Origin of the sequence: Kitasatospora saccharophila, assembly GCF_039529925.1 — a bacterium.
GTDB lineage: Bacteria > Actinomycetota > Actinomycetes > Streptomycetales > Streptomycetaceae > Kitasatospora > Kitasatospora saccharophila.
Window position 1 is genome coordinate 33,142 of the sequence record NZ_BAAANS010000037.1, and the last position, 18,953, is coordinate 52,094.

12 protein-coding genes are annotated in these 18,953 nt (G+C 74.0%); 7 read left to right on the plus strand and 5 right to left on the minus strand.

The genetic code is table 11. The features are described 5' to 3' along the window. Nucleotides 1–190: 190 nt before the first annotated feature. Together argS and ABD345_RS25160 are read right to left on the minus strand one after the other, a co-directional pair. Nucleotides 191–1,942, minus strand: a complete 1,752-nt coding sequence (gene argS / locus ABD345_RS25155) for an arginine--tRNA ligase (protein WP_344554879.1) — start codon at nucleotides 1,940–1,942, stop codon at nucleotides 191–193. 163 nt (nucleotides 1,943–2,105) lie between these two features. Further along, the gene (locus ABD345_RS25160; RefSeq protein WP_344554880.1) at nucleotides 2,106–3,062 is read right to left on the minus strand and encodes a hypothetical protein; all 957 of its coding nucleotides are present in this window, start codon (nucleotides 3,060–3,062) and stop codon (nucleotides 2,106–2,108) included. Between the two features lie 160 nt (nucleotides 3,063–3,222). On the opposite strand from ABD345_RS25160, the gene ABD345_RS25165 reads away from it, so the two are divergent. Both ABD345_RS25165 and murQ read left to right on the plus strand, forming a co-directional pair. Further along, the gene (locus ABD345_RS25165; RefSeq protein ID WP_344554881.1) at nucleotides 3,223–3,717 is read left to right on the plus strand and encodes a hypothetical protein; all 495 of its coding nucleotides are present in this window, start codon (nucleotides 3,223–3,225) and stop codon (nucleotides 3,715–3,717) included. Between the two features lie 30 nt (nucleotides 3,718–3,747). Then, the gene (murQ, locus tag ABD345_RS25170; protein WP_344554882.1) at nucleotides 3,748–4,737 is read left to right on the plus strand and encodes an N-acetylmuramic acid 6-phosphate etherase; all 990 of its coding nucleotides are present in this window, start codon (nucleotides 3,748–3,750) and stop codon (nucleotides 4,735–4,737) included. Between the two features lie 4 nt (nucleotides 4,738–4,741). On the opposite strand, the gene ABD345_RS25175 is transcribed toward murQ, so the two are convergent. After that, nucleotides 4,742–6,871 carry a SpoIIE family protein phosphatase gene (locus tag ABD345_RS25175; protein WP_344554883.1) on the minus strand — a complete coding sequence of 710 codons (2,130 nt, stop codon included), beginning with the start codon at nucleotides 6,869–6,871 and terminating at the stop codon, nucleotides 4,742–4,744. Between the two features lie 177 nt (nucleotides 6,872–7,048). Between ABD345_RS25175 and ABD345_RS25180 the strand changes: the two genes are divergently transcribed. Further along, complete coding sequence (locus ABD345_RS25180) at nucleotides 7,049–7,612, plus strand: hypothetical protein (protein ID WP_344554884.1); 564 nt, start codon at nucleotides 7,049–7,051, stop codon at nucleotides 7,610–7,612. 28 nt (nucleotides 7,613–7,640) lie between these two features. Here ABD345_RS25180 and ABD345_RS25185 read toward each other — a convergent pair whose 3' ends face one another. Continuing rightward, nucleotides 7,641–8,306, minus strand: coding sequence for an HD domain-containing protein (locus ABD345_RS25185; protein WP_344554885.1), 666 nt, complete (start codon nucleotides 8,304–8,306; stop codon nucleotides 7,641–7,643). Nucleotides 8,307–8,961: 655 nt separating this feature from the next. Here ABD345_RS25185 and ABD345_RS25190 point away from each other — a divergent pair. From ABD345_RS25190 to ABD345_RS25205, 4 genes are all read left to right on the plus strand, one after another. Continuing rightward, entirely contained in the window at nucleotides 8,962–9,927 is a 966-nt protein-coding gene (locus tag ABD345_RS25190) for an alpha/beta hydrolase (protein ID WP_344554886.1), read from the plus strand. A gap of 239 nt (nucleotides 9,928–10,166) precedes the next feature. Further along, nucleotides 10,167–12,050, plus strand: a complete 1,884-nt coding sequence (locus tag ABD345_RS25195; RefSeq protein WP_344554887.1) for a vWA-MoxR associated conflict system protein — start codon at nucleotides 10,167–10,169, stop codon at nucleotides 12,048–12,050. Continuing rightward, complete coding sequence (locus ABD345_RS25200) at nucleotides 12,050–12,988, plus strand: AAA family ATPase (protein ID WP_344554888.1); 939 nt, start codon at nucleotides 12,050–12,052, stop codon at nucleotides 12,986–12,988. Before ABD345_RS25195 ends, ABD345_RS25200 begins: the two co-directional genes overlap by 1 nt. Then, nucleotides 12,981–17,018 carry an SAV_2336 N-terminal domain-related protein gene (locus tag ABD345_RS25205; protein WP_344554889.1) on the plus strand — a complete coding sequence of 1,346 codons (4,038 nt, stop codon included), beginning with the start codon at nucleotides 12,981–12,983 and terminating at the stop codon, nucleotides 17,016–17,018. The genes ABD345_RS25200 and ABD345_RS25205 overlap by 8 nt, the downstream gene beginning before the upstream one ends. 79 nt (nucleotides 17,019–17,097) lie before the next feature. Here ABD345_RS25205 and ABD345_RS25210 read toward each other — a convergent pair whose 3' ends face one another. After that, complete coding sequence (locus ABD345_RS25210) at nucleotides 17,098–18,894, minus strand: AMP-binding protein (protein WP_344554890.1); 1,797 nt, start codon at nucleotides 18,892–18,894, stop codon at nucleotides 17,098–17,100. Nucleotides 18,895–18,953 lie beyond the last annotated feature (59 nt).

The window sequence follows — 18,953 nt, forward strand, 5'->3', positions numbered from 1 at the left end:
TTGTCCGCTCGGGACCAGGCCGGCAGGGCACGCTTCCGGTAGCGGGCACCGAAGCCGCCGGTCGGCAGGATCTCGTCGACGGCGGCCGAGTCGGCCGGGGTGAGGGCGAGTTCGGCGGCGGCCGCGTTCTCCGCTGTCCGGGTGGCGCGGGCGGCGGGCGCGTCGCCGGACCCGCCGCCGCCCCCGACGGCTACATCCGGTCCGGGGCCTGCAGGCCGAGCAGGTCCAGGCCCCGGGCCAGCGTCCGGGCGGTCAGCCGGCACAGCGCCAGCCGGTTCGCCCGGACGCCCGCGGAGTCGGCCTTCAGGACGGGGCACGCCCCGTAGAAGTCGGTCAGCGCCTTCGCCAGCGAGAACAGGTACCCGCACAGCCGGTGCGGCTCCAGTTCCGCCGCGACCTCGCGCAGCGTCGCGTCGAAGCCGTCGAGCGCCAGGACCAGCGCCCGCTCGGCCGGGTGCAGCGCCAGCGAGGTGTCCACCGGGGTGTCGAGGGCCTCCTGCGGCGCCTTGCCCAGGATGGTCCGCACCCGGGCGTGCGCGTACTGCAGGTAGACGCCGGTGTTGCCCTGGAGCGCGACCATCTGGGCGATGTCGAAGACGTAGTTCTTCGCCCGGGACGTGGCCAGGTCGGCGTACTTCACCGCGCCGATCCCGGCCGCCCGGACGACCCGCTCCAGGGCCTCGCCGTCCAGGTCGTGCGGCTTGTCGGCGATGGCCTCCCGGGCCCCCTCGACCGCCGCGTCCAGCAGCTCGGACAGGCGCACCGTCCCGCCGGAGCGGGTCTTGAACGGGGTGCCGCCCGGGCCCATCACCGTCCCGAAGGGGACGTGCACCGCCTCGACCCCGTCGGTGAGCCAGCCGGCCCGGCGGGCGGTGGCGAAGACCATCCGGAAGTGCAGGGCCTGCCGGGCGTCGACCACGTACAGGATGCGGTCCGCCTCCAGCTCCCTGATCCGGTGCCGGAGCGTGGCCAGGTCGGTGGCGGCGTAGCCGTACCCGCCGTCCTTCTTGCGGACGATCAGCGGGGCGGGCTCCCCGTCCGGGCCGGTGACGTCGTCGAAGAACACGCACAGCGCCCCGTCGCTGTCCACCGCGATGCCCGCGTCGGCCAGCTCCCGCACCACCTCCGCCAGGACCGGGTTGTACGTCGACTCGCCCGCCGAGTCCTCCGGCGTCAGCAGCACGCCCAGCCGGTCGTACAGCTGCTGGAACGCCGCCGTGGACGCCGCGACCAGCTCGCGCCACACCGCCAGCGTCGCCCCGTCGCCCGACTGCAGTGCCACCACCCGCAGCCGGGCCCGCTCGACGAACGCGGGATCGGCGTCGAAGACCTGCCGGGCCGCCCGGTACAGGCCGTCCAGGACCGAGACCTGCTCGCCCGGGTCGGCGCCCCGCCACCGCGCCTCGGGGTGCTCGTCGATGTACTGGATCAGCATCCCGAACTGCGTGCCCCAGTCACCCAGGTGGTTCTGCCGCACGACGTCCCCGCCCAGGAACGACAGCACCCGCACCAGGCAGTCGCCGATCACCGTGGTCCGCAGGTGCCCGACGTGCATCTCCTTGGCGATGTTCGGACCCGAGTAGTCGATCACCGTCCGGGTGCCGGCCAGCGGCTCGCCCACTCCGAGCCGGTCGTCCGCAAGCCGGGCCCCGACCTGCCGCCACAGCTGCGCGTCGTCCACCGACAGGTTGAGGAAGCCGGGCCCGGAGAGCGTGGAGGACACCGCACCGCCCGCCAGCTCCTGCTGGAGCGCCCGGGCCAGCTCCTGCGGCGGCTGCCCGGTCGCCTTCGCCAGGGACAGGGCGACGTTGGACTGGAAGTCGGCGTGCTCGGAGGGTCGGACCAGCGGGTCCCGCTCGGACAGCCGGCGCGGCAGGACGCGGGCCATGGCCCCCGTCACGGCGTTCTGCGCAAGGACCATCGCTGCAAGTACCTCGGTCACGGGAATTCCCTCTCCGGCGCGGACCCCGGGCCCGCCGCCAACTTGCGCAAAGGGTAGTGGCCCGGACGTACCGTGGCTGCGGATTATCGGCGGGCCGCGGTCCCGCCGCGATCCGGAACGGGCCCCGCGCCGCCGAGCCGACCCGGCTCGCGCCGGACAGGGCTCAGGAGCCGGTGCCCCGTCGCACCAGCAGCGAGCCGCCCAGCAGGAAACCGGCCAGGATCGAGACCAGGCCGAGCACCAGCGACGGGCTGACCGGCCCGTGGCCCGGCCCGCTGCCGGAGAGGTCGGGGACGGCCAGTCCGGGCGGTCCCGCCGAGGGGGCGGCCCCGGCCAGGGCGGGGGCGGGGGAGTCGGATTCCGGTTCGGGCGTCGTCGGCGGGGTGCTTTCGGCGTCCGCGGAGGGAGCCTCGGAGGGCGTGGCGGACGGCGGGGGAGGCGGGGCGTCGGAGGGGAGGGCCACGGCCTCCGGGGTCGCCTCCGCCGGGACGGACGCCGACGCCGTGGCGGACGGGGACGCGGACGCGGAGGGCGAGGGCGAGGGCGGTGCGGAGGGCGAGGGCGCGGCGGCGTCGTACCGGAAGGCGGCCCGGGCCTGCGTCCGTCCGTCCAGCGTGCCCGCGTCCCGTCCCGCGGCGTCGAGCAGCCGGTAGTCCGCGACCCCGTCGGTCTCCACCGCGTACCCGCCGCCGGGCAGCGCCGCGTCCAGCCCGATCCGGGCCCGGAAGGTCAGCGTCCCGCGCGGCTCGACGGCCGGTGGCGGGGAGAGCGTCAGCCCCCAGCCCGTCCCGCCGTGCGTGTCGGAAGTCCGCCAGGTGCCGGTGGCAGGATCCTGCCACTCCACCGAGACGCCGTCCGCCGGCCCGGACGGGTCGTCCGCCGACGCGACCCGCAGGAACAGCGAGTCCACCAGGATCCGGTAGCGCGACGTCGACCGCACCGTGAAGACCGCCGTGAACCCGCCCCCGTCCGCCACCCGGGCCGGAACACCGCCGATCACGGTCGCCACCGACCCGCTGCCCGGTGCCGCCGCAGCCACCCCCGGGGCACCGAGCACCGCGCCCAGCAGCGCGAGCACCGACAGCACCACCACCCGCACGACGCGCCGCGCCGCCACCATGGGACCCCCCGAGTCCGAGAGGCGCGGGCACTGTTGGACCGGTCCCGCGCCGACGCGCGCAGCGTAGCCAGGAGAGCGGCAACGAAGCCACCAAAGCCGGGTCAACTGTCGGCGAACAGGCCCGGAACCGGCCGCCGCGGCGACGCGCTAGCCTGGGGCCGTGCAGCAGTCCCGCAGGCGCGACCGGCGCCCGCCCCGGCGCGGGGCGGGGAACGCGGGCCGCCCCCGGTGGACCGCGGCCGAGGGGGACCGGGTGGTGCTGGTCGGCCACTTCCCCGCCCGCCGACGGGACTTCGCGGCGGTGATGGACGCGGCCGCCGCCGCCCTGGAGGCCCGCGGGATCCGGGTGGTGGACCGGCTGGTGCAGCGGCGCGGCGTCTCGGCGGGCGGCGCCCGCAGGATGGGCCTGCCGCACTCCGAACGCACCCTGCTCAGTACCGGCAAGGCCCGCGAGGTGGCCCGGGCCTGCGAACGGACCGGCGCCGCGGCGGCCGTCTTCCTCCCCGCCCTGACCGACCGCCAGCGGCACGCCCTGACCGCCCTGCTGGGCCGCCCCGCGCTCGGCCTGCCCGACCTGCTGCCGGAGCCGACCCCGGGCCTGCTGCCCGCCGCGCACGCCGCCGCGCCCTGCGCCGCGCCCGCGCCGCCGCCCTGAACGCCCGCCGCCGCGCCTACGCTGGCGGACATGGCACCGACCCCGCACGCACCGACCCCGCAGCCGGCCGGACCGACCCCGAGCGACCCCGGCACCCCGAGCGACCCCGGCACCCCGGACGTCTTGGCCGCCCTGGCGACCGAGGCCCGGCGGCCCGGCGGCGCCGAGATCGACCTGCTGCCGACGCTGGAACTCGCCCGGCTGATGAACGCCGAGGACCGGACGGTGCCGGAGGCGGTGGCCGCCGAACTCCCGGCGATCGCCGCCGCGGTGGACGCGATCGTCGAACGGATGCGCCGCGGCGGCCGGTTGGTGTACGCCGGGGCCGGGACGGCCGGACGGCTCGGGGTGCTGGACGCCGGCGAGTGCCCGCCGACCTTCGGCACCGCGCCCGGACAGGTGGTCGGACTGATCGCGGGCGGCCCCGCCGCGCTCACCTCCGCCGTCGAGGCCGCCGAGGACGACCGGGCCGCCGCCGTCGCCGACCTGGACGCGCTCGACCCGACCCCCGCCGACACCGTGATCGGCGTCTCCGCCTCCGGCCGCACCCCGTACGCGCTGGCCGCCGTCGAGCACGCCCGCGCGCTCGGGGCGCTCACCGTCGCCCTGACGGGCAACCGCGGCTCGGTGCTCGGGGCCGCCGCCGAGCACCGGATCGAGGTGGTCACCGGTCCCGAACTGCTGGCCGGCTCCACCCGGTTGAAGGCCGGGACGGCGCAGAAGCTGGTGCTCAACACGGTCTCGACGCTGGTGATGGTCCGGCTCGGCAAGACCTACGGAGACCTGATGGTCGACGTCCGCGCGACCAACGACAAGCTGCGCGCCCGCTCCCGCCGGATCGTCGCCCTCGCCACCGACACCGGACCGGCCGACGCCGACGCCGCACTGGCCGCCACCGGCGGCCGGGTCAAGGACGCGATCCTGCTGCTGCTCGCCGGGGTGGACGCGCCCACCGCCGCCGCACTGCTGGCGCGCCACGACGGCGTCCTGCGCAACGCCCTCCGGGAAGCCCTGGGTTGAGGGGTCAGAGCTCCTGCTCGGCCCAGATGGTCTTGCCGCGCGGGGTGTGCCGCGTCCCCCAGTTGCGGCACAGTTGGGCCACCAGCAGCAGGCCGCGCCCGCCCTCGTCGTCGTTGTGGGCGCGGCGCAGGTGCGGGGCGGTGCTGCTGCCGTCGGAGACCTCGCAGATCAGCACCCCGCCGTCCCGGATCAGCCGGAAGCCGATCGGCGGCCGCCCGTAGCGGACCGCGTTGGTGATCAGCTCGCTGACCACCAACTCGGTGACGAAGGACGCCTCTTCGATCCCCCAGTCGGCCAGCTTCGAGGTCGCCAGCTTGCGGGCCCGGGCCACCTCGGACGGGTCGTGGCGCAGCGGCCAGTCGGCGACGTCCTGGGTGTGCAGGGCCCGGGTGCGGGCCAGCAGCAGTGCGACGTCGTCGGTCGGGGCGTCCGGGCCGAGGGTCGAGGAGAGCACCTGGTCGCACAGGTCCTCCAGCGAACCGGCCGGGGCGGCGAGCGCCGACCCGAGTCGGCCGAGCCCGAGTTCGGGATCGCCGCGCAACTCGGAGGCGCGCAGCAGGCCGTCGGTGTACAGGGCCAGCACGCTGCCCTCCGGCACCTCCAACTCGGCCGCCTCGAACGGGAGTCCGCCCAGGCCCAGCGGCGGACCGGCCGGCAGTTCGGGGAAGGACACCGTGTTGTCCGGGCCGACCAGGGCCGGCCCCGGATGCCCGGCCCGGGCCAGTGAGCAGGACCGGTTCACCGGGTCGTACACCGCGTACAGGCAGGTCGCGCCGACGCTGCTCCCGGCCCAGGCGGTGCCGCCCTCGGGCAGCTCGTCCAGATCCACCCGCAGCACCAAGTCGTCGAGGTGGGTGAGGAGTTCGTCCGGCGGCATGTCGATGTCGGCCAGCGTGCGCACCGCCGTGCGCAGCCGGCCCATCGCGGCCGAGGCGGGCACGCCGTGGCCCACCACGTCGCCCACCACCAGGGCCACCCGGGCGCCGGACAGCGGGATCACGTCGAACCAGTCGCCGCCGACGCCCTCCCGGCCGCCCGCCGGGAGGTAGCGGAAGGCGACCTCCACGGCGGCCTGCCGGGGCGTCCGGCTGGGCAGCAGGGAACGCTGCAACGCCAGTGCGGTGTCGCGCTGTTGGGTGTACTGGCGGGCGTTGTCGACGGAGAGCGCGGCGCGCGCCGTCAGCTCGGTGGCCAGCAGCAGGTCGTCCTCGTCGAACGGCTCCGGCGAGCGGTGCCGCAGGAAGATCGCCACGCCGAGCGTCGTCCCGCGCGCGGTCAGCGGCACCAGCAGCGCCGAGTGGATGCCGAACTCCTGTGCCAGCCGCTCCCGTTCGGGCTCCTGGGCGAGCCAGGAGCGGATCGCCGGATCCCGGTAGTCGGTGTGCAGCGGACGCCCCGAGGCCAGTACCCGGGCCATCGGCGAGTCCGCCGCGATCACGTCCCCGCGGCCGGACACCACCGCGGACTCCGGGCTGCCCGGCAGCACCGAGCGCTGGGCGACCCGGTAGAACACCAGCCCCGCCTCCGACGGCGGGGCGCCGCCGAACACCGAGTCGAGCAGGTCGACGCCCACGAAGTCCGCGAAGCCCTCGACCGCCACGTCCGCCAACTCCTGCGCGGTGCGCTCCACTTCGAGGGTCGAGCCGATCCGCAGGCCGGCCTCGCCGAGCAGCGCCAGTCGCTGCCGGGCCCGCTCCGCCGAGGAGGCCGCGGAAGCCGCGGAAGCCGCGGAAGCCGAGGGCTCCGAGGCTGACTTCGCGACGGGGGCGGGCGCCGGCGCGGCCGCCGCCGCGGTCAACGGCCGCAACGGCTGGAGCGGCTGCAAGGGTTGGGCGGACAGCACCCAGGTCGGTTCGCCGCGCGCCGTCCGCACCGGGACCACGGCCAGCTCGACCGCCACCGGATCGTCCTCCGACCGGGACAGCCGCACCATCCCGTCGAACGGCCGGTGCCCAACCACCGCGCGCAGCAAGGCGACCGGCACCCGGCCCGCCAGCAGTTCGACCGCCGGACGCCCGAGCACCCGGCCGGCGCCGAACCCGGTCAGCCGCTCGGCCGCCGCGGACCAGCCGGTGACCAGCCCGCCGCCGTCCGCCGTCGCGGTCGCCGCCCGGCCCGGAACCCTAGTCGCCATGTCCGTCCATCCCCTCTCGGAGGCAGCAACCGCCAGGCCGTCCCTCCCAGCATCGCCCCCCGGCGTGGACGCCCCAAACCGCCACGCCGTACGACCGCCCGGCCGGGCCGGTTGACGAGCCCCGGCGGTGGGCAGGCCAGCGGGTGGCGGACGGACGACGACCGAGGAGCGGTACCCATGGCGGCAACGGTGGACGCACCGTGGACGGTCACCCTCGACTACTCGCACGACGCGGCCCTCGCCCTCGCCGTCCGCGACGCGCTCGGCCTCACCGATCCGCTCGGCCTGCCGCCGGTCGACCCGCCCCTCGCCCTCGCGTCCCTCGCGCACCCCACCGGCCCCGGCCCGGCGGCGCAGTGGCCGGCCTGGTGGGACGGCGCGCTGACGGAGGCGCGGCACGGCTCGGGGGCGTTCGCGGAACTCGACGGCCCGCTGGGTGCGTTCGTCCGGGAGCACGGCACCGAACTGCTCCGCTGGAGCTCGGCCCGCAAGCGGGAGTTGGCCGCCCGCTCCCGCCCCGCCCCCGGCCGCCCCCGGCTGGCCGACGCCCTCCGCGAACGGACCGGGCGGACGGGCGTCCGGCTCCCGGCGTTCCGGCTGCTGGTCCTCGCCCTGCCGGTCGCCGGCCCGCTGTTCCGGCCGGTCCGCGACGGCCTGACCGTCACCAGCACCGCCCTGGTCGGCGACCGCGACGCCTATCTCGCCGCGCTCGCCGACCACCTGGTGCGCACCCACGGCTGAGCGCCCGGGCGGGGTCGGGCTCAGCCGGTCACGACCGCGGCCCCGCTTCGGCGCGGGGCACCCAGCCGTGGTCGGCGCCGGTGCGGATCAGGGTCCGGGCGTAGCTCCACAGTTCGGCGGAGGCGTCGCCGATGACGGACTTGCGGGCCAGCACGTCGGCGTCGGTGACCCCGGGGGTGCGCCAAGTTCCGCCGCGGTTGCCGTAGTTGAGCAGCAGCGGCTGGAGCCGGTCCATCGCCTTGGCGAACCGGGCCTCCGCGCTGGCGCGTTCCTCGAACTCGTCCCAGAGCGCCCGGAAGTGGTCGCGCTGGTCGTTCGGCAGGATCGCGAACAGCCGGTCGGCGGCCGCGCGTTCGCGCTCCTCCTGGTCGGCGGAGGCCGCGGTGTCGTAGAGGAAGGTGTCCCCGGCGTAGATCTCGACCAGGTCGTGCAGGACGACCATGGCGAGCACCTTGGACCGGTCGATCGGCTCGTCCGCGTACTCGGCGAGCAGCAGCGTCATCAGGGCGAGGTGCCAGGAGTGCTCGGCGTCGTTCTCCCGCCGGTCGGCGGCCAGCAGCGGGCTCTGCCGGAAGACGTTCTTGAGCTGGTCCACCTCGATGATGAACTCGATCTGGCGGCGCAGCCGTTCGGGCGTTCCGTCGGGCTGCGGCACGGACGCGGCGAGCGTCGGGGCCTGGTCGTCGCTGGGCACGGGGCCTCCCTGGAAAGGTTTCCGACGATCCACCAGACTCGGGACGTCAAGTTCGTGTGCGCCGTGCCAGGATACGTGAACCGCCCCCGGACCGGCTGCCGCGTGGCGTTCCTCCTCCCAGCGGTGCAGCTCGGTCCACCGGACGGCGCGACCGGGAGCTTCGACCGGTGCCGAATCGCGGCGGAGGCCGTCATCGTGGCCGGCGACGCACCGTCGGCTAGCCTCCCGGCCGGTGTACATCGCGCACTGCGAACTGGACCGGTCAGGGACTGGTCGGTCTGTGACAAGCAGAGGGGCGGCTGTGCCTTCGAGTGCGATACCGAGCACAGCGGCGTCTCGGGTACGGCCGTCCGGACACTCGCGAACACCTCGTCGACCGCACCGCCGGTCGGCTGCCCCGGCCCCACAGGTCGGTCTCCGTGCGTTCCCCAGCGACTCGGGCCAGGTTGTGGCGGACGCTCCTTGAGCGGGCTGCGGTCGGCCGACGCCATCGTACGGACCGAGGGCTGAAGCGCTCCACGCCAGGTCTTCCATGGGCACTCCCTGGCCGGATGAATGTAGCTGGCGCAGCATCAATTTTCGTGCTGTGCCAGATGGTTGCTAGCCTCTGCACCCCAATGCGGGTCGAGTGTCCGGCTGGATCGGGAGCAGAGGCATGACGGTCGATCAGGTGAAGCCGCAACTGGTGTTCGTCCACGGGATCGGCGGATCGCGCGACCCGGAGCAGGAACTCGCCGACTGGAAGGGTGCTTTGGCCGAGGGGGCCGCAGACACTCATCCTGCGGCCGCCAAATTCCTGGATAAGTCCGTCAGCTGCTCCTTCGCCTGCTACGCCGACCTGTTCGCCACTGCCGGGGCCCAGGGTGGTGCGCCGGGAGGGGCGAGTGCGGAAGAGATCGAGATCACCCGCGTCCTGATGGTCGAACTTTTGGACGACGTACTCGAACTGCCCGATCAGAGCGGCAACCCCTTGCTCCGCCGTTGCCGCACCCAACTCGCTTCCGGGGAAGGGGCCCAGGGCGTCCTGAATGTAGTACGGGTGGTGAGTGCCGCGGTGACCGCCCTGCTGGCCGTTCCGGGAGCCAACCTCGCCTCTCGAGCGCTCAGTCGAATGGAACTGCTGGGCATGCTGTCGCAGCCGGGCCGCTATCTGCACCGGGGAGCACCGGACGCCACCGGCCTGACCCTCGACCAGCGGATCCGTGACCGGGTGCACGCCTGCCTTGATCCTGCCCGTCCCGCTGTCGTGGTCGCGCACTCGCTCGGTACCGTGGTCGCGCTCGAAGCACTCTCCGAATACCCCGGTCGGACAGCGCTGTTTGTCACCCTCGGCTCCCCGATCACCACCCGCGCTTTCGTCTGGCCGTTGCTGCGGCCCCGCCCGCCAGCCACGCCCGAGACCGTCGACGACTGGGCGGACTTCCGCGATGGCGACGACCCGGTGGTTCCGAAGCGTCGGCTCGTCAAAGCGATCCGGCCGAACGGCCGGGGTGTGCAACCGGTCTCGCAGCGGATGGATTCGGTCGTGTTCTTTCCGCACGGAGCCGAGCGCTACCTGCGCCGACGCGAGGTGGCCGAACCGGTGCTGCGCACCTTGACGGCCCTGGCCGCCTGGGGATGAGACTACGACGTCCCCCGGAACGGCACCTGCTGTTGATCGCCACTCAGTCCGACGGTGCCACCGGCCCGCTGGACGACTTGGAATCGGCAGCCGAAGACCTGTTCGCGGTTCTCACGGACGAGGAGGTGGGCGGGTGCATTCCCAGCCCCGGTCTGGACGACAAGCACCTGCGCTCTGGCCGGGTCCGCAGGCAGGAGATCGATACCGCCGTCCGGACGGCGGTGGAGTCCGCGGGGGCCGTGGGCGCGACTCTCGTCTTCGCGTTCCTCGGCCACGGCCAGTCCCACGACCCGACCACGCTCTGGTACATGGCCGCCGACAGCAAGGACCAGGAGAGCCTGCACTGCGTCAACATCGGTGAAATGATCCACCTGGCCGCCGACCACCCGGGCGTGGCCGGGGTCGTCGCGCTGATCGACACCTGCCACGCCGCGGCCGGCACCCCGAGCGTCGACGGCCTGGTCGGCGGGTTTCGCAACGGTACCAAGCAGGTGGCGCTGCTGGCTGCTTGCAGCGCCGAGGAACAGGCGTTCAAGCTGCTGCTCAGCCGCCAGGTGACGGCCCGACTGAGCGAGGGCATGGCAGGGCGGGGGGAGTACCTCGGGGTCGCGGACATCCACGGGACCGTGGAGGGAGAACTCGCCGTCCACCAGGCACCCAGGGCGTTCGACTACTACGGCGGAACGGACGCTGCCCGTTCCGTCTGGCTCGGCCGCAACCGGTCCCGTTCCGGTCCGCCGTCGAACGGATGCCTCGGCCCGCTCGGCATCGAAGCCCTCGGCCGAGCGCTAGGAGACTGGCCGGAGGCCCCGACCGGCCCTCTCCCCCGAACCCGCCAGGAACTGGCCGCGCTCGCCGAACGGGCTGCCGCCGCCGGGATCGAGTGGACGCGATCCGCCTGCACCGACCTGCTGGTCGCACTGGATGCGGTCACAGCCGTCGTCGAGGTCACCGGCGCCGGGCTGACCACTCGCCACTTGCACCGGATGGTGAACGAGTTCAACCGCCAGTGGAGCGGCCGCACCACCGGCCCCGTCCAGCCGCCCGCCGGGCTCAGCGACCGCGCCCTGCTGAGCCACCTGCTCGAAGACGCCGTCCTACGAGCCCCTGCCGCCGCCCCCTACAGCATGCTCGCCTGGTACCTGGTCGCGGCTGCCCACGCCTGCGGCCTGGAACCGCACCACGAGAGGATCCTGCGCTGGGCCCGCGTCGCCGGAGCCGAGATGGCGCTCAACGACGCCGCCGCCCAGTACGCCGAGCACACCGCGCGCGACGCCGGCCGGCGGCTGGTGATCAGCCTGGACGCCGCGCTCGTCGACTGGCCGGACGTCCTCTCCGTGTGCCTGCGCGACAGCGCCGACTGTGTCGCACACCGGAACTTCGACTGCCGGCCCGACCGGGCCGGTGTCGAAGGGGAACTGCCCGAAGTGCTCGAATGGGCCGAGGAACTGGCGTCCGAAACAGGCGGGATCCGGGCCGTCGACTTCGTGGTGACCGCCCCCGTGCTGCTCGACTGGCACCCCGAGGAAACGGTCGTCGGGATCCGATGCCTCGGTGTCGACTACGAGGTCACGCTCCGCTGGGCCGGTCGGCTCGTCGAACCCGGCCACTTCCGCGGAATGAACCGGCAAGCCCGCAGACAACTCGAAGCCCTCGACGGCAGCCCGTTCGGGCCGGTCGCGCCCGTCGACTGGATGGACCCCGCCGCCACCACCCTGGACCGTCTCCGAACCGACCTGCGGCGCGGCCAGTACCGGCGCCCGATCGGCCTCACCAACCGCGGTGCCCCCACCGTCCTGCGCGAGGTGGTCGACATTCTGCTGCCGCACGCCCCGATCCTGCTGTGGCCGCGCACCGACCACCCGTCCTCCGAAGAGGAGTGGCACTGGTGCCTCACCCACCTATGGGCCGGCCTGCCCGCCCGCTTCAGCGACGCCTACCGTCGCGCACTCGGCGGGCCCGACCCCTTCGGTGATCCTCCCGACCCCGTCACCGACGCCCACCTGCTCCGGCTGGCCGCCCTGAGCACCGCCTGGCACGACCTGCCCTGGCTGGACTTCTGCGCCGGTTACCACCGGCACCCGGCCCCCCGAGCCGTCGTCCCCGCACCGAGGAGCACCTGATGTCCTGGAACAGCTACTATCGGGGCGACGGCCGCCCCCGCGACGTGACCCTCGCGCCCCCGCCGCCCTGGCGGCGCCTCGGCGGCCTGGAACCCCACCGCGCCTTCCTCCCGCCCGCGGGCCTTACCGACGCCGTCAACGCCGCGCTGTACCTGCACCGGCCCCTGCTGATCACCGGTGGGGCCGGCACCGGCAAGTCGACGGTCATCGAACAGGTCGCCGTCGAGTTGCGCCTCGGGCCCGTCCTGAAGTGGCACGTCACCTCCCGCAGCACCCTCCCCGAGGCGCTGTGTCGCTACGACGCGCTCGCCCACATCCACGCGCTGCGGGTGAGCGAGGCCCGGGGCGCCGCCCCGGCGGACATTGACGCCTTCCTCCGGCTCGGCCCGCTGGGCACCGCCCTGCTACCGGGGAGGCGCCCGCGCGCACTGTTGATCGACGAGATCGACAAAAGTGACATCGACCTCCCCGCAGACCTGCTGGACGTCCTGGAGAACGGCACCTTCGAGATCCCGGAACTCGTCCGGCACACCCGCGACACCGTGCACGTGCGCACCTGGGAATCCACCGGCACCGCCGAGATCGAGGCCGGCCTGGTCCAGTGCGACGCCTTCCCGTTCATCGTCATGACCAGCAACGGCGAACGCGACTTCCCCGCCCCCTTCCTGCGACGCTGCATCCGCTACGACATGCCGCGGCCCGACGCCCCCGCCCTGCACCGCGCCGTCGCCGCTCACCTGGGCCTGGACGGCGCACCGCTCGCCGCCGAAGCGGCCGCGCTGGTCACCGAGTTCGCCGATCGGATCGCCCGCGGCGAGACCCTGGCGGTCGACCAACTCCTCAACGCCGTCCGCCTGGTGACCGACGCCGGCGCACCCACCGGCGAACAGCGCAGGCGGTTGCTCGACCTGATGCTCCGGGACCTGTCCGGTGCCTGACCGCACCGCTGACCTGATCGCGGCACTGGCCGCCGTCCTACCGCCCGCTACCGATGCCGCGGCGGTCGCCGACGCGCTCTGGCTCGCAGCCGCGGCCCTCGCCGACGGTCCGGCGCCCGCCGGACCCACGTCCGCGTCCGCTCCGTCGCCCGCAGCGGCCGTCGAACCCGGCCCACCGCCCGAACCCGGCCCCGTGCCGGCGGCCGACCGGGAGCCGGCTCCCGCAGCCGACGCCCTGCTCTACGACCAACCGCCCGATCACCCCAGGCAGGACTTCACCCCTGCCGCTCCCGTCGAAATCGCTGCCGCCCGCGCCCTCCCGCGCGCCCTTGACGTCGGCCGTTCGCTGAGGTCCTTCAAATGCCGCTACCCGGACGGCCCCCGGCGCGCCGTCGACCTCGGAGCGACCGTCGACGCCTACACCCGCACCGGCGAGCTCCTGCCCGTCCTCCGCCCCGAACCAGAACGTTGGTTCGAAGTCCTGCTCCTCGTCGAGCACAGCCCCACCATGGAACTCTGGCACGACACCATCGCCGAATTCACCACCCTGCTCACCGGACTCGGCGCTTTCCGCCGGGTCCGGACCCTCCGAATGGACCTGGACCCCCGGCCCACCGTCACCGACGCGCTCGGCCGCCTCGTCGACCCCCGCCACCTCCCGGAACGGCGCCGCATCGTTCTCCTCATCTCCGACTGCGCCGGACCGCACTGGCACGACCCTGCCGTCTGGCAACTCCTCCACGCCTGGGGAACCGCCGGACCTGCCGCCCTGCTCAACCCGTTGCCGAGCCGGCTCTGGAAACGCACCGGGCTCGACCTCCCGGCCGTCCGGGCCCGCCACCGCAGCCCGGCCACCCGCAACACCGAGCTTGCTTACGCCGTGCCCCCGATGCTCACCGCCGCCTTCGGCCCCGACACCGGCTGGATCCCCCTACCCGCCCTCACCTTCGCCCCGCTCACCCTCCGCCGCTGGGCCGACGGTCTGATGCGCACCGCCCCGGCCGGCTACGACGCCGTCCTCGTCCCCGCTGCCGGCACCCTCGTCTCGCCCTTCGACCCCAGCGACGAGGACACCCCTGGGCCCGCCGACCGGACCGCCGCTTTCCTGCACACCGCCACCCCTGCTGCACGCCGACTCGCCGCCCTGTGCAGTCCGTTCCACCGAATGAGCCTGCCGCTCCTGCGCCTCGTCCACCAGGAGGTGGTCCCCGAGGCCACCATCGAGGACCTCGCCGACATCATCACCAGCGGCCTCCTCGACACCCGGGTCCCCGGCGCCCTCGCCTTCCACCCCGAGGCCCGCAGTGCCCTCGCCCCGCTGCTCAACCGCCACGATGCCCACGCCGTGCAATCCGCCATCACCCGCCACATCGCCGCTCGCCGTCCCCGCACCGGCCGCGTTCTCCCGGTGCACGCCCTTCCCGCCGACAGTGAGACCACCGACCTCCCGCCCGATCTGCGTCCGTTCGCCCGCGCCTCCGCAGACCTCCTCGCCCTCCTCGCACCGCCCCGCCCACGCCCGGCTACGGAACCGGTCGGCGGGCCGGAGCCCGACTTCCCGGCTCCGGCCCGCAGTTCCGCCCTCCTCATCGGGCTCCCCGACGGCACGGCCACCCCCCACGAACTCCAGACGGACCTCCGCGCGCTGATGTCGGTCCTCACCTCACCGGCGGGTTGGGACCTGCATCCCTCGCGGTGTCGGATCGTGCTCCACCTCCCGGACGCGTCGGAAGGGGTGCTGAACGCGCTCGTCAAAGCCACCCGGGACTCGCCCGACGCACTACTGGTGTACGTCCAGGGGCCGGTTGAAAACGGACTGGTCCGTCGCGTCGTGAGCATCCTGGACCAGTATCGGAACGGCGCCACGGTGCTGCTGACGAGCCTGCGGGGAGCCAACGGCACGGCCTGGGAGGCCGACTTCAGGCAGGGACGGCAGCGAGGCACGCTGACGGTCGACGTGCCCGAACGGGGCGCGGTACGGCACGGCGACAGCCTGCCCGCCCTGCTGACGGCCTTGCACCGCACCGGCCTTCCGGGTGGCCCGGCAGTGCTGGACCTCGGCACGGTCTTCGAGTGGCTGTACCGCACGGGCGGGCCCGGCACCCGTCTCGCGGTCGGCGGTTCCGTCGGCCGCCTCGCAGTGATGCGCAACCGCTGTGTCCCGGAGTGGGCCGACCCGGTGGTCCGGAACGCGTTCGACGAAATCCTCAGGGCACTCGACGCGTGCGACACGGTCCCGGCCGAGTTGCCCCCCGTCCTGCTCGCGCTCCTCTCCTTCACCTACGAGTGGGATCCGGGGAGCGAGCAGGCCAGGGGCTGGAGGGAACTGGAGTATGTCCTGGAAGGGGACCTCAGGAACTTCCTGGCCCCCGAACTGGTCATCCGACAGGCCGGCGGGGTCGGTCAGGCCGACTTCCTCTGCCTCAGGCGGGACGGCGGAGGCGTCCCCGTGCCGATTGAGGTGACAGTACTCACCAGCAGTCCGCCACCGCCATTGTCCATGATGGCCAGGGGCCACCGACGAGCACCGTTCACGTTCGCGCTGGTGCTCGACGGAGCCGCCGGTTCGGCGGACCGGGGCAGGGAGTACTACGTCCGGACAGGCCCGGCCGGGTGCATCGTGTTCCTCCGCGTCCCGGTCCGGCCGCTGGAGGAGGACCCGGTTCTGGACATCCCGCTGGTCACGGCGGTCACCGCCGTCCCTGGCACCGGAGCGATTCCGGGGAACCTCTTTCGGCGGCTCACGAAGCTCTGCGCCTCGACGACCGGCCGCTACGGCTGGCACCAGGCACACCACGCCGGAGAATCCGTGACGTGGCTCGTGCCGACCGAGTGGTCGAGGGTGTTCGCCTTCGCCGCCGCTCTGCCCGCTCTGACCCGCGAATGCCGCGAGGCTACCCCTGCACCGACGAGGCTCCAACTGGTGCTCGCCCTCGCGAAATCCGCCTCGGACGGCGGAGAAGGCTGGAAAACCCGGCAGGCGACCGCCATCGCCATGTGCGACCTGCCGGAGGTGCGCCGGGCCCTGGACGCCGACCCCGACTGTGACACGGCCGTCATCGTGTCCGACGAGGTACACCAAGAACTGGTGCGCAGCGGCCACGCCGCCTTCGTGGCACAACTGGTGCCTGTCATGGCGCAGCCGAAACACGACCGCCGGACGCAGAACTGGCTTGGCCTGACCGGCCGTGGTGGCAGGGAGGTGATCAGGTTGCTGCACCGAGGCGGACCGGGCCGGGCGACGAGTGAGGGACGCCGGACGCCGAACGCCGTCGACGACCTGGCGGCCGAACTGCGTGGGCTGGGCGTTCGCCCGGGCGGAGTGCTGTTCGTGCAGGCGGACGAGGACGCACTCGCACCGGCCGCCGATCCGGACGATCTGCTGGCCGCGCTGCTGCTCGTACTGGGACCGGACGGGACCTTAGCCATGTCGGCCGCCACGCCCGAGAGCTCCCTCCACTCGTCGGTGACCCGAGCCGCGCTAGCGGACCTGACACCGACTGCGATCGATGCGTACCAGGAGCTGATGCCGGCTTTCCACCCGCTGACCGCGCCGACGGCCGGTCGGCTGGCCGAAGCCCTCCGCCGGTGCCCGGACAGTGCGCGCAGCTCCCACCCGCGGCACTCGATCGTCGCGATCGGACCGCGCGCCGTGGGACTGGTGGAACAGCATCCGCTCGAGGCGCCGTTCGGTGAGGGCTCACCGGTCCACCGGCTCTACCTGACGGGGGCACAGGCCCTGTTGCTGGGAGTACCGCTACGGCACTGCCTGGCCTGGCGTCTGCCGCCGTACGGGGAGCCCGGCCAAGTGCTCAAGGCCGACTCGTGTGTGGTCGAGGACGAGGACGGAAGCAACCGCACCTGGCTGCGCTTCACCACAACGGCCCACCCCGCCCTGGACGACCCCGGCCTTGAGGAGGTGCTGGCCGAAGACTCCGTCAGCGGCCGCGTGGCAGGCGTGCCAGCGGCGGTGACATCGGTTCGAGGAGGGGTGGACGCCGTTCACAAGTGGCTGAGCCTCCACGGCTGAGCGGGCACTTCGGAGCCTGGCGGGAGCATGCGTCCGGCCGGGGCGGTGCGGTGCGACGTCGGGGCGGCGCGACGGCGGATCAGGCGTCCTTGAGCCCGGGGAAGTCCTCCTCCCAGAACTCGCGTTCGCCCCGGACCGGGCTGCCGGGGGCGCCGAGGCCGGTGGCGGCGCCGGCGGCCGCCGCGTGGCGCTCCTCCTCCAGGCGGCGCAGTTCGATCCGCCGGATCTTGCCGGAGATGGTCTTCGGCAGGTCGGCGAACTCCAGGCGGCGGATCCGCTTGTAGGGGGCGAGCCGCTCGCGGGCGAACGCCAGGACCGAGCGGGCGGTCGCGGCGTCGGGCTCGTGGCCGGGGGCCAGGATCACGTACGCCTTGGGCACGGAGAGCCGCAGCGGGTCCGGGGAGGGGACGACCGCCGCCTCGGCCACCGCCGGGTGCTCGATCAGCACGCTCTCCAGCTCGAACGGCGACAGCCGGTAGTCGCTGCTCTTGAACACGTCGTCCGCGCGCCCGACGAAGGTGTAGTAGCCGTCGGCGTCGCGCTGCGCGACGTCCCCGGTGTGGTAGCGGCCGCCCGCCATCGACTCGGCGTGCCGCTCCGGGTCGCCCTGGTAGCCCGCCATCAGCCCGAGCGGCGCGGACGCCAGCGGCAGGCACAGCTCGCCGTCCACGCCGGTGCCGGTGACCTCCTCGCCGGTGACCGGGTCGACCAGGACGACGTCGTAGCCGGGCAGCGGACGGCCCATCGAGCCGGGCTTGACCGGCTGGCCGGGGGTGTTGCCGATCTGCGCGGTGGTCTCGGTCTGCCCGTAGCCGTCGCGCAGCGCGACGCCCCAGGCCCGCTCGATCCGCTCGACCACCTCGGGGTTGAGCGGCTCGCCCGCGCCGACCAGTTCGCGCAGCGGCGGCTGCCACTGCCCCAGGTCCTCCAGCAGCAGCATCCGCCACACCGTGGGCGGCGCGCAGAAGGAGGTCACCCGGTGGCGGACCAGCGCGTCCAGCAGCGGGCGGGCCGAGAAGCGCGGCTGGTTGACGATCAGGATCTCGGCACCGGCGTTCCACGGCGCGAAGAAGTTGCTCCAGGCGTGCTTGGCCCAGCCCGGCGAGGACACGTTGAGGTGGACGTCGCCCGGTCGCAGGCCGATCCAGTACATCGTCGACAGGTGCCCGACCGGGTACGAGCGGTGGGTGTGCTGCACCAGCTTGGGGCGGCTGGTGGTGCCGGAGGTGAAGTAGAGCAGCAGCGGGTCCTCGGCCCGGGTCGGCCCGTCCGGGACGAAGCCGCCGGTGTGCTCGGCCGCCCCCGCGTAGTCCGTCCAGCCGGGGACGGGCTCGCCGACCGCGATCCCGCGCCAGTCGCCCTCCTGCCCGGCGAAGCCGCCGGTGAGCGCGGACTCGGCGACCACGTGCCGCACCCTGCCCCGGGACAGCCGGTCGGCCAGGTCGTCCGCCGTCAGCAGGGTGCTGGCCGGGATGACCACCGCGCCCAGCTTGATCGCCGCGAGCATCACCTCCCACAGCGCCACCTGGTTGCCCAGCAGCAGCAGGATCCGGTCCCCGCGGGCGACGCCCTGCTCGCGCAGCCAGCCGGCCGTGCGGTCGGAGCGCGCGCTCAGCTCGGCGAAGGTCAGCGCCGTCTCCTGCCGCGGCGTGCCGTCCGCGTCCAGGTCGACGACCCGCAGGCCGACCGCCTCGTTGCCCGCCGCCAGGACGTCGAACCAGTCCAGCGCCCAGTTGAAGTGCTCGCCGGTGGGGCGCGGGAAGGCGCGGGCGGCGTCGAGGTCGCCGCGCGCCTCCAGCAGGTGGTCGCGCGCCGCGAGGAAGTCGCGGTGCGCGGCGGAGTCCGAGCCCCGTCGGGCGGCCGTGTCCGGTGCCATCTGTGTGTCCGTCCCTGCCTCTTCGACCCCGGCCGCCGCCTCGTTGCCCGGCCGCGGGC